This window comes from Holdemania massiliensis, assembly GCF_022440805.1.
Lineage (GTDB): Bacteria > Bacillota_I > Bacilli_A > Erysipelotrichales > Erysipelotrichaceae > Holdemania > Holdemania massiliensis_A.
This window is the reverse complement of record NZ_JAKNTK010000001.1, coordinates 2,890,025-2,908,180: the sequence shown is the minus strand read 5'-3', so window position 1 is coordinate 2,908,180 and position 18,156 is coordinate 2,890,025. Positions and strand designations below refer to the sequence as shown.

The 18,156-nt window shown below is 44.6% G+C and carries 14 protein-coding genes; 12 read left to right on the top strand and 2 right to left on the bottom strand.

Annotated features, from left to right (window positions below; all coding sequences use genetic code 11):
- The 3 genes from MCG46_RS13485 to MCG46_RS13475 all read left to right on the top strand — a co-directional run bounded on the left by MCG46_RS13485 (position 1) and on the right by MCG46_RS13475 (position 4,335).
- On the top strand, positions 1-996 hold the full coding sequence (locus MCG46_RS13485; protein ID WP_240280447.1) for a sensor histidine kinase: 996 nt from the start codon (positions 1-3) through the stop codon (positions 994-996).
- Between the two features lie 85 nt (positions 997-1,081).
- Positions 1,082-1,765 (top strand): ABC transporter ATP-binding protein, encoded by a 684-nt coding sequence (locus MCG46_RS13480; RefSeq protein WP_240280446.1) that lies wholly within the window; start codon positions 1,082-1,084, stop codon positions 1,763-1,765.
- Positions 1,762-4,335: an ABC transporter permease gene (locus MCG46_RS13475; RefSeq protein WP_240280445.1), complete on the top strand. Its 2,574-nt coding sequence runs from the start codon at positions 1,762-1,764 to the stop codon at positions 4,333-4,335. Before MCG46_RS13480 ends, MCG46_RS13475 begins: the two co-directional genes overlap by 4 nt.
- Positions 4,336-4,470: 135 nt before the next feature.
- Here MCG46_RS13475 and MCG46_RS13470 read toward each other — a convergent pair whose 3' ends face one another.
- Positions 4,471-4,764: an HIRAN domain-containing protein gene (locus MCG46_RS13470; RefSeq protein ID WP_240280444.1), complete on the bottom strand. Its 294-nt coding sequence runs from the start codon at positions 4,762-4,764 to the stop codon at positions 4,471-4,473.
- A 128-nt stretch (positions 4,765-4,892) separates the two neighbouring features.
- A complete protein-coding gene (locus MCG46_RS13465) occupies positions 4,893-6,005 on the bottom strand; it encodes a hypothetical protein (RefSeq protein ID WP_240280443.1) in 1,113 nt (370 codons plus the stop codon).
- Positions 6,006-6,220: 215 nt separating this feature from the next.
- Between MCG46_RS13465 and MCG46_RS13460 the strand changes: the two genes are divergently transcribed.
- The 9 genes from MCG46_RS13460 to MCG46_RS13420 all read left to right on the top strand — a co-directional run bounded on the left by MCG46_RS13460 (position 6,221) and on the right by MCG46_RS13420 (position 18,131).
- Positions 6,221-7,204 carry a helix-turn-helix transcriptional regulator gene (locus tag MCG46_RS13460; protein ID WP_240280442.1) on the top strand — a complete coding sequence of 328 codons (984 nt, stop codon included), beginning with the start codon at positions 6,221-6,223 and terminating at the stop codon, positions 7,202-7,204.
- Between the two features lie 69 nt (positions 7,205-7,273).
- Positions 7,274-8,116 carry a 5-dehydro-4-deoxy-D-glucuronate isomerase gene (gene kduI, locus MCG46_RS13455; RefSeq protein WP_020224226.1) on the top strand — a complete coding sequence of 281 codons (843 nt, stop codon included), beginning with the start codon at positions 7,274-7,276 and terminating at the stop codon, positions 8,114-8,116.
- 50 nt (positions 8,117-8,166) lie between these two features.
- On the top strand, positions 8,167-8,958 hold the full coding sequence (locus MCG46_RS13450; RefSeq protein WP_240280441.1) for a gluconate 5-dehydrogenase: 792 nt from the start codon (positions 8,167-8,169) through the stop codon (positions 8,956-8,958).
- A gap of 510 nt (positions 8,959-9,468) precedes the next feature.
- A complete protein-coding gene (locus tag MCG46_RS13445) occupies positions 9,469-9,855 on the top strand; it encodes a BlaI/MecI/CopY family transcriptional regulator (protein WP_020224224.1) in 387 nt (128 codons plus the stop codon).
- The gene (locus MCG46_RS13440) at positions 9,852-11,816 is read left to right on the top strand and encodes a M56 family metallopeptidase (protein WP_240280440.1); all 1,965 of its coding nucleotides are present in this window, start codon (positions 9,852-9,854) and stop codon (positions 11,814-11,816) included. Before MCG46_RS13445 ends, MCG46_RS13440 begins: the two co-directional genes overlap by 4 nt.
- A gap of 1,321 nt (positions 11,817-13,137) precedes the next feature.
- Positions 13,138-14,106: an alpha/beta hydrolase gene (locus MCG46_RS13435; protein ID WP_240280439.1), complete on the top strand. Its 969-nt coding sequence runs from the start codon at positions 13,138-13,140 to the stop codon at positions 14,104-14,106.
- Between the two features lie 788 nt (positions 14,107-14,894).
- On the top strand, positions 14,895-15,821 hold the full coding sequence (locus MCG46_RS13430; RefSeq protein ID WP_020224221.1) for a 1-phosphofructokinase: 927 nt from the start codon (positions 14,895-14,897) through the stop codon (positions 15,819-15,821).
- 137 nt (positions 15,822-15,958) lie between these two features.
- The gene (locus MCG46_RS13425) at positions 15,959-17,500 is read left to right on the top strand and encodes an ATP-binding cassette domain-containing protein (protein WP_240280438.1); all 1,542 of its coding nucleotides are present in this window, start codon (positions 15,959-15,961) and stop codon (positions 17,498-17,500) included.
- Between the two features lie 52 nt (positions 17,501-17,552).
- Positions 17,553-18,131, top strand: coding sequence for a TlpA family protein disulfide reductase (locus tag MCG46_RS13420; protein WP_240280437.1), 579 nt, complete (start codon positions 17,553-17,555; stop codon positions 18,129-18,131).
- Positions 18,132-18,156 lie beyond the last annotated feature (25 nt).

Sequence of the window (18,156 nt, the reverse complement as noted above, 5' to 3'; positions counted from 1 at the left end):
ATGCGAAATAAAGAAATCGTTGTGTTTTATGCAGGCTGTCTCGGGTTGTGCCTGCCCTTTTTTCTGATCGCCGGCGCGGCTTCCACTGAAATGCTTGTGCTGTGCGTCAGCGAAGCGCTGATGCTGCTGTGTGCGTTTGGGCTGTTTACCGCCTGGCGATATCATCGGCTGCGGCAGCTGAATGATCAGATGCGCAAGGTGCGGGAAGGCCGATACCAGATGAATCCTCAGGATTATGAAGAAGGCGAACTCAGCATCCTGCACAGTGAAATTTATAAGGTTACGGTGCAGCTGAGAGAAAGTGCGGAACAGCTGCAGGTTCAGCAGCAGCTGTTATCCGATTCATTGAGCGATATTTCCCATCAGCTGAAAACGCCGCTGACCTCAATGATGATGATGGTCGATCTGATGCAGCAGCCGCAGATGGAACAGGCGCAGCGGCAGGAATTTCTGCGTTTGATAGCCGCTCAGCTGACGCGGATGCGCTGGCTGATTCAGTCTTTGTTAAAAATGGCCAAGCTGGAAGCTCGGGCCGTTCAGTTTATGCCGCAGCCTACGACGGTGCGTTCTTTAATCAATAGGTCACTTTCTCAAGCGGAGGCGGAGATGGTGCGCTATGGCGTTGAAACGGTACTGGATTGTCCTGCGGATTTCACGCTGACATTGGATGAAAACTGGACGGCTGAAGCCTTGGGGAATATCCTGCGCAACTGTGCTGAACATGCCCAGCAAGGTCAGGTGCGGATCACGTGCATGCACAACGCCCTCGTTGATGAAATTGTAATTGAGGATAATGGCGAAGGCATTGATCCTGCCGACCTGCCGCATTTATTTGAACGGTTTTACCGTGGCAGAAACGCGAAGCCGGACAGCGTGGGTATCGGCCTAGCGATGTCCTATCAAATCATTACAGCACAATCGGGGACGCTGCAGGTGTTCAGTCAGCCGGGAAGGGGATCGCGGTTTGTCATTCGTTTTGTGCATCAGATTGTCTGAAAAAATGACGAACCTGTCACTCATGATTTCATAAGGCAGTCATGCCGTGAGGTTATACTGTAAACACAACAGGAGGAAAACAACGATGGAAATTTTAAATGTCCGTGACTGCAGCCGGATCTACGGCAGCGGCGCGCTGCAGGTCAAAGCTCTGGATCATGTCAGTTTCACAGTCAATAAGGGGGAGTTCGTAGCGATTGTCGGGCCTTCCGGCTCCGGGAAGTCCACGCTGATGCATCTTTTAGGCGGCGTTGACCGTCCCAGCCAAGGTCAGATTATCGTTGATGGAACGGAAATCACAGCATTGAAGGAAGAGAAGCTTGCGGTCTTCCGCCGCCGTCAGGTTGGGCTCATTTATCAGTTTTATAATCTGATTCCCGTTTTGACAGTGGAGGAAAACATTACGCTGCCCTTGCTTCTGGATGGCCGGAAAGTCGATAAGGAAACCGTCGATGAACTGCTCAAGCAGCTGGGATTGACGAAGCAGCGGCAGCTGCTGCCGAATCAGTTATCCGGCGGTCAGCAGCAGCGCGTATCTATCGGCCGTGCGCTGATTCATCATCCCGCGATTCTGCTGGCGGATGAACCGACTGGAAATCTGGACAGCCGCAATACTCAGGAAATTATGACGCTGCTGCGCTTTTCCAATAAACAACGCAATCAAACCTGCATTGTGATCACGCATGATGAAAATATCGCACTGCAGGCAGATCGGATCATCACGATTGAAGATGGGCAGATCGTTTCCGATGAGGTGCTGCGAAAATGAATATTTTACGTCGATATACTCGCCAAACACTGCGGGTGAATCGCCGCCGAACGCTGTTCACCTGCATGGGAATTATTATTTCTGTCGCCATGATCACGGCGGTCAGCGTGTTTTCGACTTCCTTTCTTGACTATCTCAAGCGCAAGGCAATCTTTGAAACCGGCGATTGGGAGCTGGCATACAGTGAGCTGAGTCCGCAGGAAATCGAGCTGATTAAGACGGATAATCGGGTGGCTGAGCTGTTTTCGGCTGATGATTTGGGTTATGCAGAATTAGCCGGAGGGCAGAATGAATTCAAGCCTTATTGGTTTGTGAGAGCCTTGGATGACGAAGGCTTTGCAAACTTGGGAATTCAGCTGATCACCGGGCGGCTGCCGGAAAATGAAAACGAACTTTTAATTTCGGAACATGTCGGCTATAACGGCGGCGTGGAATTTCAGCTGGGTCAGACTGTGACACTGCAGCTGGGGGAACGAATCCTGAGTGAAGACCCGGATCATCCGCTGAATCAAAGTAATCCCTTTGATCCTGAACAACCGGAAATGATCGTAAAAATAACGGAACGCAGCTATACAGTCGTCGGCGTGATGAAACGGTCTGAGCTGGAATACCGATGGGCGCCGGGCTATACGGCCTTCACAAAGCAAGCGGAGACTACAACATTAGAAAATCCCGTTTTTTATTTGAAGTTTAAAAACGCCAGTCAGGCACCGCAGAAGAATTTTCCGCAGCTGGAATCCAAGCTGTATCCGAATTTCGCTGTGAATGAAAATGTGCTGCGGTTCAGTGGTCCCTTCTGGGATAATACCTACTTTTTCATGGTCGCCTCAGCTGCTACTTTGACCTTAATCATTATCCTTACAGGATCAATCTTTCTGATTTACAACGCCTTTGCGATCTCATTGGCAGAACGCAGCCGGCAGTTTGGGCTATTGGCCAGCATCGGTGCGACAGCCCGGCAGAAATTTTGGTGCGTCGTTCAGGAAGGTCTCATGATTGCCCTGATTGCAGTTCCAATTGGACTTTTTGCGGGCTGGTGCGGAATGGCCGTGACGTTAAAAATTGTCAATCCGATGCTGCAGTCGATGAATTTTATCTCAGCGGACGTTCCGCTGGAACCGGTGATTTCCTTGTCTGCTGTGGGATTAACCGTCGTTTGCTCCGTAGTCATGATTTTATTGTCCTGTTGGCTGCCAGCTTTAAGAGCAGCCCGAATGACGCCGATTCAGGCAATTCGGCAGTCCCAGGACATCAAGCTTAAGCGCCATCATCTTTGGTTAGGCCGAGGCGTACGAAAAGTTATCGGTCTGGAAGGTGAATTGGCTTTAAAAAATATCCAGCGCAGCGGCCGTAAGGCCTGGTCAACAATTCTGTCGCTGGCGGTCAGTCTGATCTTGTTTACGTCGGTATCATCCATCTTAACGATGATGATTCAGGCCGTCGGCCTGACCTATCAGGACGAACTCTCCGATGCCTGGGTCACTGATTATTCATCGCGGTCACTGATTGAACAGAAAGACAGCTTTGAAGAGATTCGTCAGCTGGATTCAGTGGCCAGCGCCCAGCGGATTACGATCACCTATGCTGTAATAGACACTGCAAACTTGCCGCTGGATTCAGCCTGGGATACAATCAATGATCCTTATCCTGTGATCTTGTTTGCACTGGATGATCAAACCTACGCTCAGATTCTGACTGAAAATCATGTTGAAGCCGCAGCGATGCATTCTTCTTCCAAGGAGATGCTGCATGGCATTGTATTAAATCGTTACCGCTCAGAAATCAGCGAAAACGGTCAGCGCCGTTATTTCGATATTCCTTATTTTAATACCCTGCCGGATGAACTCACCCTGCATATCGGCGACGCTGGGGAAGTCCTGACCGTGAAGCCGTTAGCTTTGGCAGCACAGATGGATTTGTATTCCCAGGATATCCAATATAGTGGGCAGCTTTCCATTCTGATTCCAGCTTCGGATTTAGAAGTCATCCTCACGGAGGCCGAGGGTTCGCGAACCTACAATGACAAGCTGTACCTGCGGGCTAAGAAAGGCCAGCAGGAGGCGATGGTGAAGCAGATCGACGAAATTGGAAAACAGAATTTGACGCACAGCTTCAGCTATTACAGTCCGGTTCAGAATCAGAAGGATGAAAAAACCCTGCTGATCGTTGTTTCCATCTTTGTTTACGGTTTTATCACCTTGATTTGTTTAGTCTGTCTGGTCAATGTGATCAATACGATTTCCACAAATATGGAACTGCGGCGGAAAGAATTTGCAATGCTGCGGTCGGTGGGCATGGCGGAAAAACAATTCAATCGGATGATCCGTCTGGAAAGTATCTTCTACGGTCTGGCTGCGGCCGTGATCGGTATTCCGATCAGCGTCGTTCTGATTCATCTGCTGCATTACAATCTGATGTCAGGCAGTTTCCTGTTTTCCTTCGATATGCCTTGGATGATGATTTTAGGCGGAAGCTTAATTTTAATCCTGATGGTGATGGCGATGATGAATTATGCTACGCATAAAATCCGCAGGGAAAATATTATTGAAACGCTGAAAGAAGAAAATTAGACAACCTCTCTTTCATCGAACAGGCAGAATTCTTCAATGGATCTCTGCCTTTTTCGTTTGTTTTAAAACACTGGGCAGGAAGGATCGGCGTTGCGCAAGGAACGTTGAATCGTGGCAGACTGACCGAGGAAAGTCTTATTCTTGGGGCAGAAGCTCGACAATCACCACGTCTTTCACGATAAACAGAACCTTCATCGAACAACGATCATCAAAGGTATCATAAATCCGTCCTGCTGAATGGCAGCCCTTTGCCACGGTATGAATGCTGTTGGCAATGTAGCCGCAGGGAATATCACTTTCCGTCACAACCTTGATCGCTTCGCTGTCAAACACGTTATCCGGCTCTTTTATACCGTAAAGTGTCTGACCCACCTTAAAGATTTCGGTGCCAAAAAATTGATGGACTCCAACAATCGTAATGTAATTCATAGATATGCCTCCTTATTTATGAGCATAGTATAACAAACAGCCTGGACAAAAAATTTACCAGCCTATTTTCTTTATTGAAATGCTGTCATCACGGACACCCATTATTTTCCTTAGAGTACAAATCAAGATCAGCTATGAAGCAGGCAGCGGCATGGCTCAGGTTGGGAATAAAGCTTTTTCTGAAGATGCTTCAGAATCGCTGTAAACGGCGTTTTTTCCAAATGCTCGCTTAAAGACTGCAGATCTGTCATTAGATCTTCTAAGGGCAAATGCATGAACGAAGATGAAAGCTTTTTGCTGAGGCAAGTCAGCTGGATCGGAATGAAATCATCTAAGGGGTAACCATAATGGTGGGAATTGGCGGCAAAGAGAAAAACATATTCCTGATCATACAAGTCCTTTAATATTTCACCGCAGCGAAAGCGGGAGGGCTGCATTTGGTACATTTTTTCTTTATCCTTGGCTTGTTTTTTCTGCTTCGAATGATTTTTTTCCAATCGGAATACAGTGCTGGAATCAGCCAAACCGACAAGTTCGTCAGCCTTAAAACTGGCCGTGAAATAACTATGAATGGGTTGATGAATTAAGGAAAGATACTGATTTCTTGTTTTAATGCCGCCCGTTAGGTTTTGATTCGCGGCCATTTTAATAGCAGTATAAAATTGCTCATCACAACGCAAGACAACGCCCTTATTTTTTAGGATATCACCAGGATAGGGCATCAGTGGGACAGGAAAAATCTGATCTTGTCTTTTTGAATCTTTACGATGCTGCAAAATCATCCATTTGTTGGCTTGATTTTGAATTGGTTCAGGAATAAAGCAGATTGATTCCAGCAGATAATCAAACGGAATCGGATGAAGCTGACGCAAATCTACATAAGAGCGGCAAAGACCTGTAACCTCACCAGGAATCACAAAAATGGAGTTTTCTGCACATTGTTTGATCGGTTTGGAAGAACAATAAAAACCCATGACGTGATTGTTTTTGACTTGTGCGATCCAGTAAGGCCTAATTCGATGCCCTTCCGGAACTGTTTTCAGCTCCTTTTCACTCAAGGGCATCAAACACCACACTAAATCGCCGGGTTTGACTGGGAAAGGAAGCGTTGCTATCCCAGTTCGCACAAGAGGAGTTGGGGACAAAGGTTGAGAGGAAAGTTCAGCTTTTTTTCTGAATGATGAGTGGTTGTGAAATAAGCTTCGGATAACAGTACAAATAAAGAGAAATCCGGATTTCATTCTAGTTCGCTTTGATTCCAAAGACATTTCTATCTGACCTCGTTGATTTTATTTGTCTGTTATCCAAGCTTAAGACCGATTGTCCGGATTTCATCCTGACAGCAGCGGCAAAAATGAACTGAATCATGGAAATCCCTCCTTGTTTTGAGTTAATTATAGCGATTAGGATGTACAAAAAAACTGACACCTTTATAATGGAATCAGAGGTGAACAATATGGCAGATAAAAAAGTAAGCATCCTGAGTCTTTTACAAATATTAAAGACAGAAAGCGACGCGCAGCATCCCTTAAGTGCCTCAGCGATTTTGGAGAAAATGTCACGGCAGGATCAATGCACGATTGATCGACGGACACTGTATGCCAACATTCAAATGTTAGTTGATTTTGGTTATGATATCAGTACCTATCAGGAAAACGGTCAGGGATATTATCTGAATGAACGCGATTTTGAAGAATCAGAAATTATGCTTTTGTGTTCTGCCGTTCATGCATCAAATTTTATTCCGCGCTATCATTCCAATGCTTTGATTAAAAAACTTCTGATGACGCAGAGTAAATATGTTGGGCAGAAATATCATCAAAGAATTTATGTTGATAATCTGCGCAAAAAAGACAATCAAGATTTCTTTTTAAGCCTGCAGATTTTATTGGAAGCGATTGAGGAAAAACGTACGGTTACCTTTGATTATGTTCAGTATAATGAGAAACTGCAGTTAGTACCCCGCCGTGATCATCCGTATGTCGTACAGCCGGTTTATCTGGTTTATGAGAATGAGAAAACTTATTTGGTTGCACGTCATGAAAAATATCAGAATCTCAGTCACTACCGTGTGGATAAAATCCGGAATATCCAAAAAGGCGAACGATATGAAATGCGGTTGGAACAGATCGATGATCCGTATGAATATGCCAAAACTAAAATCCACATGTTCGGCGGGGAAGTTCTGGATTTCATGCTGCTGTGCCATAAGCGCATCTTAGACGATATTGTTGATCAGTTTGGCAAGGAAATCAGCATTGTCATAAAAGATGAGCAACACTTTATCACGCGGGTGAAAGGCAGCCGGGAAGGGATTATTTATCTGGCAATGCAGTATGCGAAGTATTTGGAAATTCTGGAACCAGCTGAAGTCCGGGATGAAATCAAGATGATTTTCAGGGATGTTTTAGCCCGATATGAAAAAGATGAGAAAAAATAGAAGAAACTTGTATACAAGTTGAAGAAAATGCGTTATGATAGGGACAGAAAGAAAAAGGAGGACGTAACAATGGATATTCGTTATTCTGCTAACCAGCGGGACTTCAAGCGTTATACCACGGATGAAATTCGGGATGAGTTTCTGATTACGGATCTGTTTGCAGCCGATGAAGTCACGGCGGTTTATTCGCATGTTGATCGGATGGTAACCTTGGGCTGCATGCCGGTCAATGAAACAGTTTCGATTGATAAGGGCATTGACTGCTGGAAAAACTTCGGCACGCATTATTTCCTGGAACGCCGGGAAATCGGAATCTTCAACATCGGTGAACCAGGCACAATCACAGCCGACGGCGTCACATACAAAATGGGGCATGAAGACTGCCTGTATATCACGATGGGAACAAAAGAGGTCACTTTTGCCAGTGATGATGCCGCTCATCCGGCCAAATTCTATATGGTCAGCGCCCCGGCGCATAAGCCATGCAAGACAACCTTCATTTCAATCCAGGATGCAAACAAACGTCCGATGGGCGATCTGAAAACTTCCAATGCCAGAACAATTAATCAGTTTATTCATCCGGATGTGCTGGAAACCTGCCAGCTGTCGATGGGTCTGACTCGTCTGGAAGAAGGCAGTGTTTGGAACACAATGCCGGCACATACGCATGAGCGCCGGATGGAAGTTTATTTCTATTTCGATATTCCGCAGGAAAATGTCGTCTTCCACATGATGGGCGAAGGCAAGGAAACCCGGCATATCGTCATGCAGAACGAACAGGCAGTCATTTCTCCGTCCTGGAGTATCCACAGCGGCTGCGGTACAAGCAACTATGCATTCATCTGGGCTATGGGCGGCGAAAACAAGGCTTTTGATGATATGGACAACATCGAAACAACGCAGCTGCGCTGATTCAGAAGATCAAAAAAATAAGTCAACGAAAAAACAGGAGGAATAAAAATATGGAAAATTTTATGAACAGTTTTTCTCTGCAGGGCAAGGTTGCTCTGATCACCGGCGCTTCTTACGGCATCGGCTTCAATATCGCCCGCGGCTTTGCGGCTGCCGGCGCAACAATCGTCTTTAACGATATCAATCAGGAATTAGTAGACAAGGGCCTGGCTGCTTATCAGGAAGAAGGCATCACCGCTCATGGCTATGTCTGCGACGTTACCGATGAAGCGGCTGTCAATGAGCTGGTTAAGAAGATTGAAGCAGAAGTCGGCATCATTGACATTCTGGTCAACAATGCCGGTATTATCAAGCGTGTTCCAATGCTGGAAATGGCGGCTGCGGATTTCCGCAAGGTCATCGACATTGATTTAAACGGTCCGTTCATCGTATCAAAAGCAGTCATTCCGGGAATGATTAAGAAAGGTCATGGCAAGATCATCAACATCTGTTCGATGATGAGCGAGCTGGGCCGCGAAACGGTTTCTGCATATGCTGCAGCGAAGGGCGGCTTAAAAATGCTGACGAAGAACATCGCTTCGGAATACGGCGAATACAACATCCAGTGCAACGGCATCGGCCCGGGCTACATTGAAACACCGCAGACAGCTCCGCTGCGCGTTGACGGCCATCCGTTCAACAGCTTCATCATCTCGAAAACACCGGCTGCACGTTGGGGCAAGCCGGAAGATCTGATGGGACCTGCTGTCTTCCTGGCTTCGGATGCTTCGGATTTCGTCAACGGTCATATCTTGTATGTTGACGGCGGTATCCTGGCTTACATCGGCAAGCAGCCGCAGTAATTTATTCTATCTTCAAGATGACACAGAATGACGCTTTCCTGAAAAAGGGGAGCGTTTTTCTTGTTTTTAGCGATTTGTCTTTGATGTTTTTCTGAATCTGAGCGTTCTTTAGAATTTCCACAGAAATTTGTTAAAAAGTTGTAATGAATCATCACGGAACGATCACGGAAAAACCATTCTTATCCCATAATTTTTTCCTATAATACAAGTAACAAGAAAGGAGGCATCCAAGCTCAGCATTGAAGTAATTATATTTTCCTCTTCTTAAAATAGAAATAAAATAAGTTTTCCCTCTTCTCTTAAAAATAATAACCTTAACCCTGTGAAATCCCTCCCCTGATTTCAAGGGTGAAAGAAGCTGCACTTTCCCCGGTGCAGTTTTTTTCTGTTCTCAAGATGATCCTATATACAATCTTGACATCCGGATTCCATCATTTTAGGCAAACGCCTAAAATGATGTTGACAATGATTTTAGACAAATGTAAAATATGGATAGAAAGAAGGGATATAATGAAATTACTGCGCAAACTCCCCGAAGCAGAATTTGAGATCATGAAAGTTGTTTGGGAAAAAGAACCGCCGCTGACAAGCTCCATGCTGATGGAAGAGCTTAGACAAACAAAGGAATGGAAGGTTCCGACACTGTCTTCTTTACTATCCCGACTGGTTGAGCGCGGTTATTTGTCTACTGAGAAAAAGGGTAAGGAAAGAACGTATTATCCATTGATCACAGAAGATGAATATCTTCAATTTGAAAGTCAGGATTTCCGTCAGCGCTATTCTCAGCGCAGCTGGATCAGCCTAATGAATGCTTTTTATGATGGCGAAGTGTTAAAAGATGAGGAATTAGATCAAATGCAGGCTTGGCTGGACACGAAACGGAAGACCGATGGATGAGGCTGACAGAACTGTTATTTCGGCATTGTCTGCCGCATTCCTTGTTAACTCTGATAATTTTGTTCGCACTTCGTCGTTCCTCTCGGCAATCCTCTCGCACGGCTTATTGGATTTGTATTATTTTGCTTCTGGGTTTGTTAATTCCAATACAAATTCAGCTGCCTGTTTCTCCGGTGGTTACGGAGCCAATAAAGACGCTGCCTTTTGCAGAAATCTGGATAGAATCGTCTGATGCGCCAGTCTCTTCTGTCGCCGCCAGTTCCTTTAGCCTCAGTTCACCACGTTTGAATGTGAATGGAAATCAGATCATCACCTTGCTGTGGTTAGGCGGAGCTGCGGCCGCATTGGCGATCTATCTGATAGGCAATCATCAGAGCCTGAAAATGATCCAGCGCTGGTCAAAACCAGCAGAGGCGTCATCGATGGAATTACTGCGGCAGCTTCAGATCAAGCTGAAGCTCAAAAGAAAGCTCCGCTTAGTGGTCTGCCGGCATACGGCAACGCCATGCGCTATGGGGCTGATCCGTCCAACAATCATATTACCCGATCAAAAATGGGAGCCTGAGGAACTGTCACTAATTCTCACGCATGAATTAATCCACATTCGTCAAAACGATTGCTGGGTGCGGTTGTTATGTCTGATCACTCGGGTTATCTATTGGTTTAATCCCGTCGTTTATTTGCTGGAAATGCATTTGAATCAATATTGTGAACAAGCCTGCGATGAAGCTGTAATCAAAAACTGTTCGTTGGAAGAAAGACATCAGTACGGCAGTTTGTTGATCAAACAGGCCCGTGGCAAAGGACAGCTCCCGCTATTGTCCACTGGTTTTGGATTAAAGCCGAAGCAAATTCAGGAACGTTTAACATTAATCATGAATCAGAATTATTTTAAACTGAACTGGGAAAAAGTCTTGATTGCGGCTGCGCTGGTGATGATGACAGGCTGTGTGATAAAAGAAAAGGAAATCCGCAATTTTCTGGCTGCACCTCTGGCTAATGCAAGAGCTGAAAATCAAATGATCTATGTAAATGTGAATACGCTGAAAGGCTATCAAAAACAATCGGAATTTGAAGAAATGTTTATTTCTGAAAATAAAAACTTAACCTTGAATCAATTCCGGGAAAAAATGAAAAAACAAGTTGAAGTAATCCGAGCTGAAGGATTTGCTTTAGACAGCCTTATGGCTTATCCTAATATGATTCAGCAGATTGTTTTACCTCAAGTTTCTACAATTTCATCTAAGATTTGGGATTCCAATATTAATCAAAATCGTATAATTACGATTGCCTATATTCTGGATGGAGATAATGACCGAATTACTTTTGAGCAATGCAGTCAATTGCATTCAATATTCAATGAGGAAATCAACAACTATTTTAATGAACTTTCCGATGAACAGCTTCAGGCTTTTCTTTATAAAAATGATCGAGAGGCAAGCTTAAGTTTTATAAAACAATTATTCGCAGAGTTGACTGAAGACACATTATTTAGTGTTAGGCAAATTTCCATAGACGCAGTCAGAATTGATGAAAATCAGCCTGCCATTGATATATCGTTGGATTTGACATGGGAAGAACTGCAAACCAAGAGTTATAAAGAAATCATGGAACTTATAAAAATTGAGGAAGGACCCAGTTATATATTGACTACGGCAGATGGATTTAAGATTTATGGATTTGGCATTGGCTTCTATCAGCCAATTAGTTCAATTTGTAAAAATGATGAAGCAAGAATAGCGGCACAAGCTTATTACAAATTTTATGATCAGGAAGAAAATACGCAGCAGCTTCAGCAGGTCTCTGATTTAATAGAAAAGGTAGACCGGATCATAAACAATCGCTTGAATAATCTTGAGCGGGAAGATCATGCTCTGCTGGCTGAAAATTTAAGACAGTTGATCTTAAAAGAACTCAAACTTGATGGTGGTATGATCTGGGTAGATGTAATTAAATACTGAAACATACACGACTTGATTACAACAAATCGAGATTATTTAATGAAGAGGTCAAAAGAATCAAAAAAGGGAATCGGCCAACTTTAGAATTTTCACAGAAATTTGTTAAAAAGTTGTAATGAATCATCACGGAACGATCACGGAAAAACCATTCTTATCCCATAATTTTTTCCTATAATACAAGTAACAAGAAAGGAGGCATCCAAGCTCAGCATTGAAGTAATTATATTTTCCTCTTCTTAAAATAGAAATAAAATAAGTTTTCCCTCTTCTCTTAAAAATAATAACCTTAGCTCTGTGAAATCCCTCCCCTGATTTCAAGGGTGAAAGAAGCTGCACTTTCCCCGGTGCAGTTTTTTTTTGCGATCGCAAATTTCTTACGAAAAGGTCGGATTTCCGTTCGCTTTCCTTAATGATTCCTCACGGACTTTTCACGAAAAAGGCACGTGATGTTCAAGACGATTTCCTATAATAACATCATCAAGAAAGGAGGTGTACAATTTTCCAGCAGTACAGCTGCAGTAAAACAACTTTCCAAAATCCCTGAATCATAATTTAAAATTTCCCTCTTCTAAAAATGTGTCTTACAAAACAACTTCTGTTCCCCCCCACAGGAGTTGTTTATTTTTAGGAATGAATGTAGATCCATCCGAATTAGCTGCAGGAGATTTATTTAATTCACTATGGAGTTGATAAACTCTGATCCTGTATCTGTTCGTAATTCGCACAAAACATCTGTCTCATGATATTTCACAAAAAGTTCACGATGCTTCCATGAACAGCACACAGAATTTGGATATACTAATCATGTAAACAGAGAAGATCGTAAGACATTTCTTCATTTCTAAAATTTTCCTTTCTTTATTAATTTAAAATTGATCTTCTCTGTTCATAATAAGTACGAAAGGAAATCCCCCGATTCCTTTCTCCCATGAGAAACCGCAACTTTCCCTCTTGCGGTTTTTTTCTGGCTGTTCAATGCGGATGTCCATTGCGGCAGGGAGGCGAGGTAGGCCAAAGAAGGGAGCTCACTGATTCATTGAAGGCAGTTATTTTCAGATTTAAGATGATTTTTTAAAATTTGTTGAAGTTCACATTTCAATGACATATTTTTCCCATAATGTTTTCTTATAATACAATTGTCCAAAGGATAAGACCAAACAGAAAATCCCTTCAGGACAAGATGTTTTTCCCCTCTCAACCTTAATAATTATCAGGCGACCAAGGCTCCCCTCCTTGATTGCCGAAGAGAACCTGCCTTCCCCTGGCGGGTTTTCTTTTCCCTTGTGGGAAGATCGCGGTATAATAAAGCAAAGGAGAAACGATGGATCAGAAACTAAACGATATAAGATCCGTCATGTTCAGGACCATGGAAGCTAAATCCTATACTTATGAAGAATTCCCAGCCAGTGACTTAACGGCACCTCATGGAACGGAAATTGAAATTGATCCACGTCAGCGAAGTGTACATGCCTTGCCGCTGCGGGAATATGCCCGAACGGCTGATCGAGGACTGCATATCCGTTTTTTGCAGCCTTCCTTTGTCGCTGAGGAAATGATTGAATCTGAAAGTTTTCCAATTCTTTTCTTCATCCAAGGTTCAGGCTGGCGGTGGCAGAATGTAGAATCTAATATTTGCAGCCTGGGCAAGGTGGCGGCGCATGGATTTATTGTGGCGATGATTGAATATCGGGGCAGTGAATGTGAGCCATTCCCGGCGCAGCTGCTCGATGTCAAGCGGGCGATCCAGTATGTCCGTGCCCATGCTTCGGAAGTTCATGGTGATCCGGATCAATTGATTTTGTGGGGTGGTTCCTCCGGCGGACATTTGGCTGCATTAACCGCGGTCAGTGAAGCTGCTGGGGCATGGAAGTTGGAAAACAGCGACGCTTTTTTACCGGCTGTGAAGGGAGTCATTGACTTTTACGGACCTGTCAATTTGCTCAGCATGGCGGATCAGCTGTCGGCGAAGGATCATGCCGGAGCACAGTCGATTACCGGTCAGCTATTAGGCGGGGTGGTCGTTCAGGAGAATCCGCAGCGGGCTCGGCAGGCTTCGGTTACAACCTATATCGGCAAGGCACCGCTGCCGCCGTTTCTGATTGTTCATGGGGATAAAGACCGCAGTGTACCGATGGCTCAGAGTATTGAGCTGGTCGAAGCGCTGCTGAAAGAAAACCATGAGGTAGATTGGATTAAAGTCAAAAATGCCGATCATGGCGGTGCCGGAATCTGGAATGATGTCATCCTGGATCGCTGCCTGGAAAAAATTCAGCTTTGGTTGGGGCACTGATCCCTTAAGAAATTCTTCAGGAAATTCACGGAACCTTCACGTCCCTGCGATACTCTTCCCATAATGTTTGCTTATAATACAAACATACAGGAAAGGAGGCATCCAAGTACGGATTTACGACCAAGCATAAAGTAGAAATTCCCTTAACATAAATATTTTCCCCTCTTCTTAATTCAATAAAAATAATGATCAAGGACAGGCTTCCCCTCCTGTCTTTGGAAGAATCCTGTTCTCTCCCCTTGGACAGGATTTTTTTTTGCTGGACTGCGTTATAAATCGGTTTTAATTCAGTGTCCGATTCGCTGATGAAGGAGGAAACTAAGGTCTCCGTTATGCAGCGGATCTTGATCAAGGGAATGTAGAAACATGCTGTTGATGAAAACAACCTAACTCACGACAAGATTTTCATAAATGGAAAGAAAGTGAATTGATAAATTCATCATTTCTTCACAAAAACGCCATTTTGTCACCACATCTATTTTCTATACTGAGAATCAGAAAGGAGGATCGCAGAATTTAGAAACGCTTTAAATATTTTTCCTCTTCTTAATTTAAAAAATAATTTAGAACAGGCGCTAATCCCTGAGCGGCTGTTCTCACACAATCTGCCGAATCCCTGCGGCTGGATTGTGACAGTCAAGAGTTTCGCATTCCCTGGCGGAACTCTTTTCTTATGTCAAAATCCAAACTCCCGCATAAATTCAAATTTTCGTGGGATTTCTGATGGAAATCTGCAATTTCCCAATTCAGATTGTGCTAAAATAAACTTAAGAGAAAGGGGCTTTTTTATGATTTATACATGTACGCTGAATCCATCGCTGGACTACTATATGGAGTTTGACAAGGTAGAATTAGGCAAGACGAACCGCAGTTCGCTGGAATACTATGAAGCAGGGGGAAAGGGCATTAATGTTTCGATCGTACTTAACAATTTGATGATTCCTTCTCGGGCTTTGGGATTTGTCGGCGGTTTCACCAAAGATTTCTTTATCAGTCTGCTTCAGAAATATGAGTATATCGAACCCGTGTTTACTTTCATTGAGGGGCACACCCGGATTAATGTGAAAGTAAAGGGCGAATTGCTGGAAACCGAGCTGAATGCCAAAGGGCCGAGCATTACCGAAGAAGATATGCGGATGATGTTAAGGCGGGTGGAACGGCTGAACCGCAGCGATATTTTTGTGCTGTCCGGCAACTGCCCGGATAATCTCGTTGATCTGACTGAAAAAATGATTCAGCTGTGCATTGAGAATGAAGTGAAATTTGTTCTCGATGTCAATCATGAACTGCTGCTTCGCCTTCTGAAATACAAGCCGTTTCTGGTTCGGCCGAATATTGAAGATCTTGAAACGATGTTTGACGAAGTCATTGCCGATCAAAGCCAGCTGATTCATGCGGGCCGCCGCTGTGCAGAACTGGGGGCGGAGAATGTGATCTTAATGATGGGCAAAGATGGTTCGCTGCTGATCAATCAGGACGGCGTCTATCATGCCAATTCAATTGATGCCGAAGTGGTCAATTCCGTCGGCGCGGCTGACAGTATGATCGCCGGATTTGTTATGAACTATCTGCGTTCCCGCGATCTCATTACGACGTTTAAGTATGCGAACTGCTGCGGAATTGCGACGGCATTTTCCAAAGGCATGGCAACGCGTGAGAAAATCGAAAGCCTTTTTGACGAAATTGTTGTAACAAAGATTGACGAAAACCAATGAGCTTGATATCATAGTTCAAGATGATGCGAGGTGAGAGGATGTACAGAAAATAAGACGAAGAAAATTGAATTTCTGAAATCTTGTTTTTTGTCGTTCTCTTTTTAAGCCGGCAACCGCTTCCTAAGGAGGTGGTGCGGATGTTAACTGTAAATCAACTTACAATTAAGACCCTCAAAGATAGAATTTTAATCGATCATTTAAGCTTTACCTGTACTGCAGGCGATAAAATTGCGGTGATCGGCGAAGAGGGAAACGGCAAAAGCACGTTGTTTAAAGCAATATGGAATCCAGACTTGATTTCAGAATATACCGTAATGGAAGGTCATATTGACTGCCGCCAAGCCGTGATCGGCTATCTGCCGCAGGCATTGGACGTTCGGTGGTATGAAAGCTCAGGTCTGGATTTTTGTATGCGTGAAACACCTTCAGAAATTCCGGATTATGAAAAAATCGGTGAACTGTATTTGGAACTGGAAAAAGTGGGCGCCGACGCGGCTTTGTTGGAGAGAAAAATGGAACAGCTGAGCGGTGGGGAAAAAGTGAAGCTGCAGCTGGCCAAGCTGCGGCTCAAAGAACCGGATCTGATTCTGATGGATGAGCCGACCAACGATCTCGATTTGGAAACTCTGGATGTCTTGGAACAGTTTATTCTGGAAAGCAGGGCAGCGATTTTATTTGTTTCCCATGATGAAACATTGCTTGAACATTGCGCTAACGGGATTCTGCATCTGGAACAGATCGTCCGCAAGACTCAGGCCCGGCATACATTTGTGCATTTAGGTTACCGGGATTATGTTCTGCAGCGTGAGGCTTTGGCGAATCGGCAGAACCAGCTGTCTGTGAAAGAACATCAGGAACATGCCCAACAAATGGAACGTTATCGGCGCTTATATCAAAGTGTTGATCATGCCCTCAATTCCGTGTCCCGCCAACAGCCTCATGCCGCCAAGATGCTCAAGCGGAAAATGCATTCGGTCAAAGCGTTAGGAGAGCGGCTGGAGGAGAAGCCACTGACCCATAAGTTTGAAGGGGAAGAACAAATTGAATTGTTTTTTGATCCCGAAGTCAGAATCGCCAATTCCCGCAAACAAATCCTGGATTTTCATTTGCCGCAGTTATGGGCGGGAGCACATCTGTGCGCTCAGGATGTCCATTTACAAATAGTCGGTCCGCAGAAGATCGCGATCATCGGTCCCAACGGCTGCGGAAAAACCACACTGCTGCGGTTAATCTGGGAACAGCTGAAAGACCGGAAGGATTTGCGGGTGGGGTATATGCCGCAGAATTATGAAGAACGGCTGCCGTTATCGCTGAATCCCGTTGACTATCTGAGTGAAGGCCAAGATCAGGCGTTTCGCACGCGGATTCAGAATCATTTGGGTTCGCTGAAATTTACCCCGGAGGAGATGCGTCAGCCCATGGAAGCTTTTTCCAGTGGGCAGAAGGCTAAAATTCTGTTGGTAAAGCTGGTCGTCGATCATAACGACGTGCTGCTTTTGGATGAGCCGACACGAAATTTATCACCTTTGTCTGCAGGCTTGATCCGTGCCCAGCTGGCCGGTTTTCCCGGCTGTCTTATCGCAGTCAGCCATGACCGCCGCTTTATCGCCGAGGCGGCTCAGCGAATTGTGCGGCTGACGCCGCAGGGGCTGGAAGAAGATTCATTGATTGAATTCTAGCCAAATACCGGTTTTTGATTTATACTAATACTGTTATGCAAGGAGGCAGATTATGAAAAATCACATTCTGAAGGGTTTAGTTCTGTTAGGCTGTTGTCTGTTGGCACTGAGCGCCTGCAGTCAGAAGGATAATACACCGGCGCATTATTTGGAGGATCTCAAAATGGTTGACGTCGATATGAGCGGATACCAGGGCTTCAATGTTGCGGATCATCAGTTCAAGCGGGTTACGCTGAAGGAAGCAAACCGGATCTACAAAGAAGGCGGAAGCGGAATTCTCTATTACGGATATACGAGCTGTGCCTGGTGCACGCAGGCGGTTCCGGTGATGAATGAGGTTGCCAAAGAATTGGGACTTACGATCTATTATGTTGATATGGGAACCGATGACGGCAATACTGAGGAAAGCTATAATGAGTTTATTGATACGGTAAAGGATTTCCTGCAACCGGGTGATGATGGCAAACCGGCGCTGTTTGTGCCGCAGGTCTTCGTTGTGAAAAACGGAAAGATCGTCGGCGATCATCTGAGCACGGTTGAATCTTACAGTCCAAGTCAGGGCAATATGACAGACAGCCAGAAAAAAGAGCTCAAAGGCATCTACAAGAAAATGTTTGAAAAACTGAAATAGGATCTGCGTGATCCTTTTCTTTTTC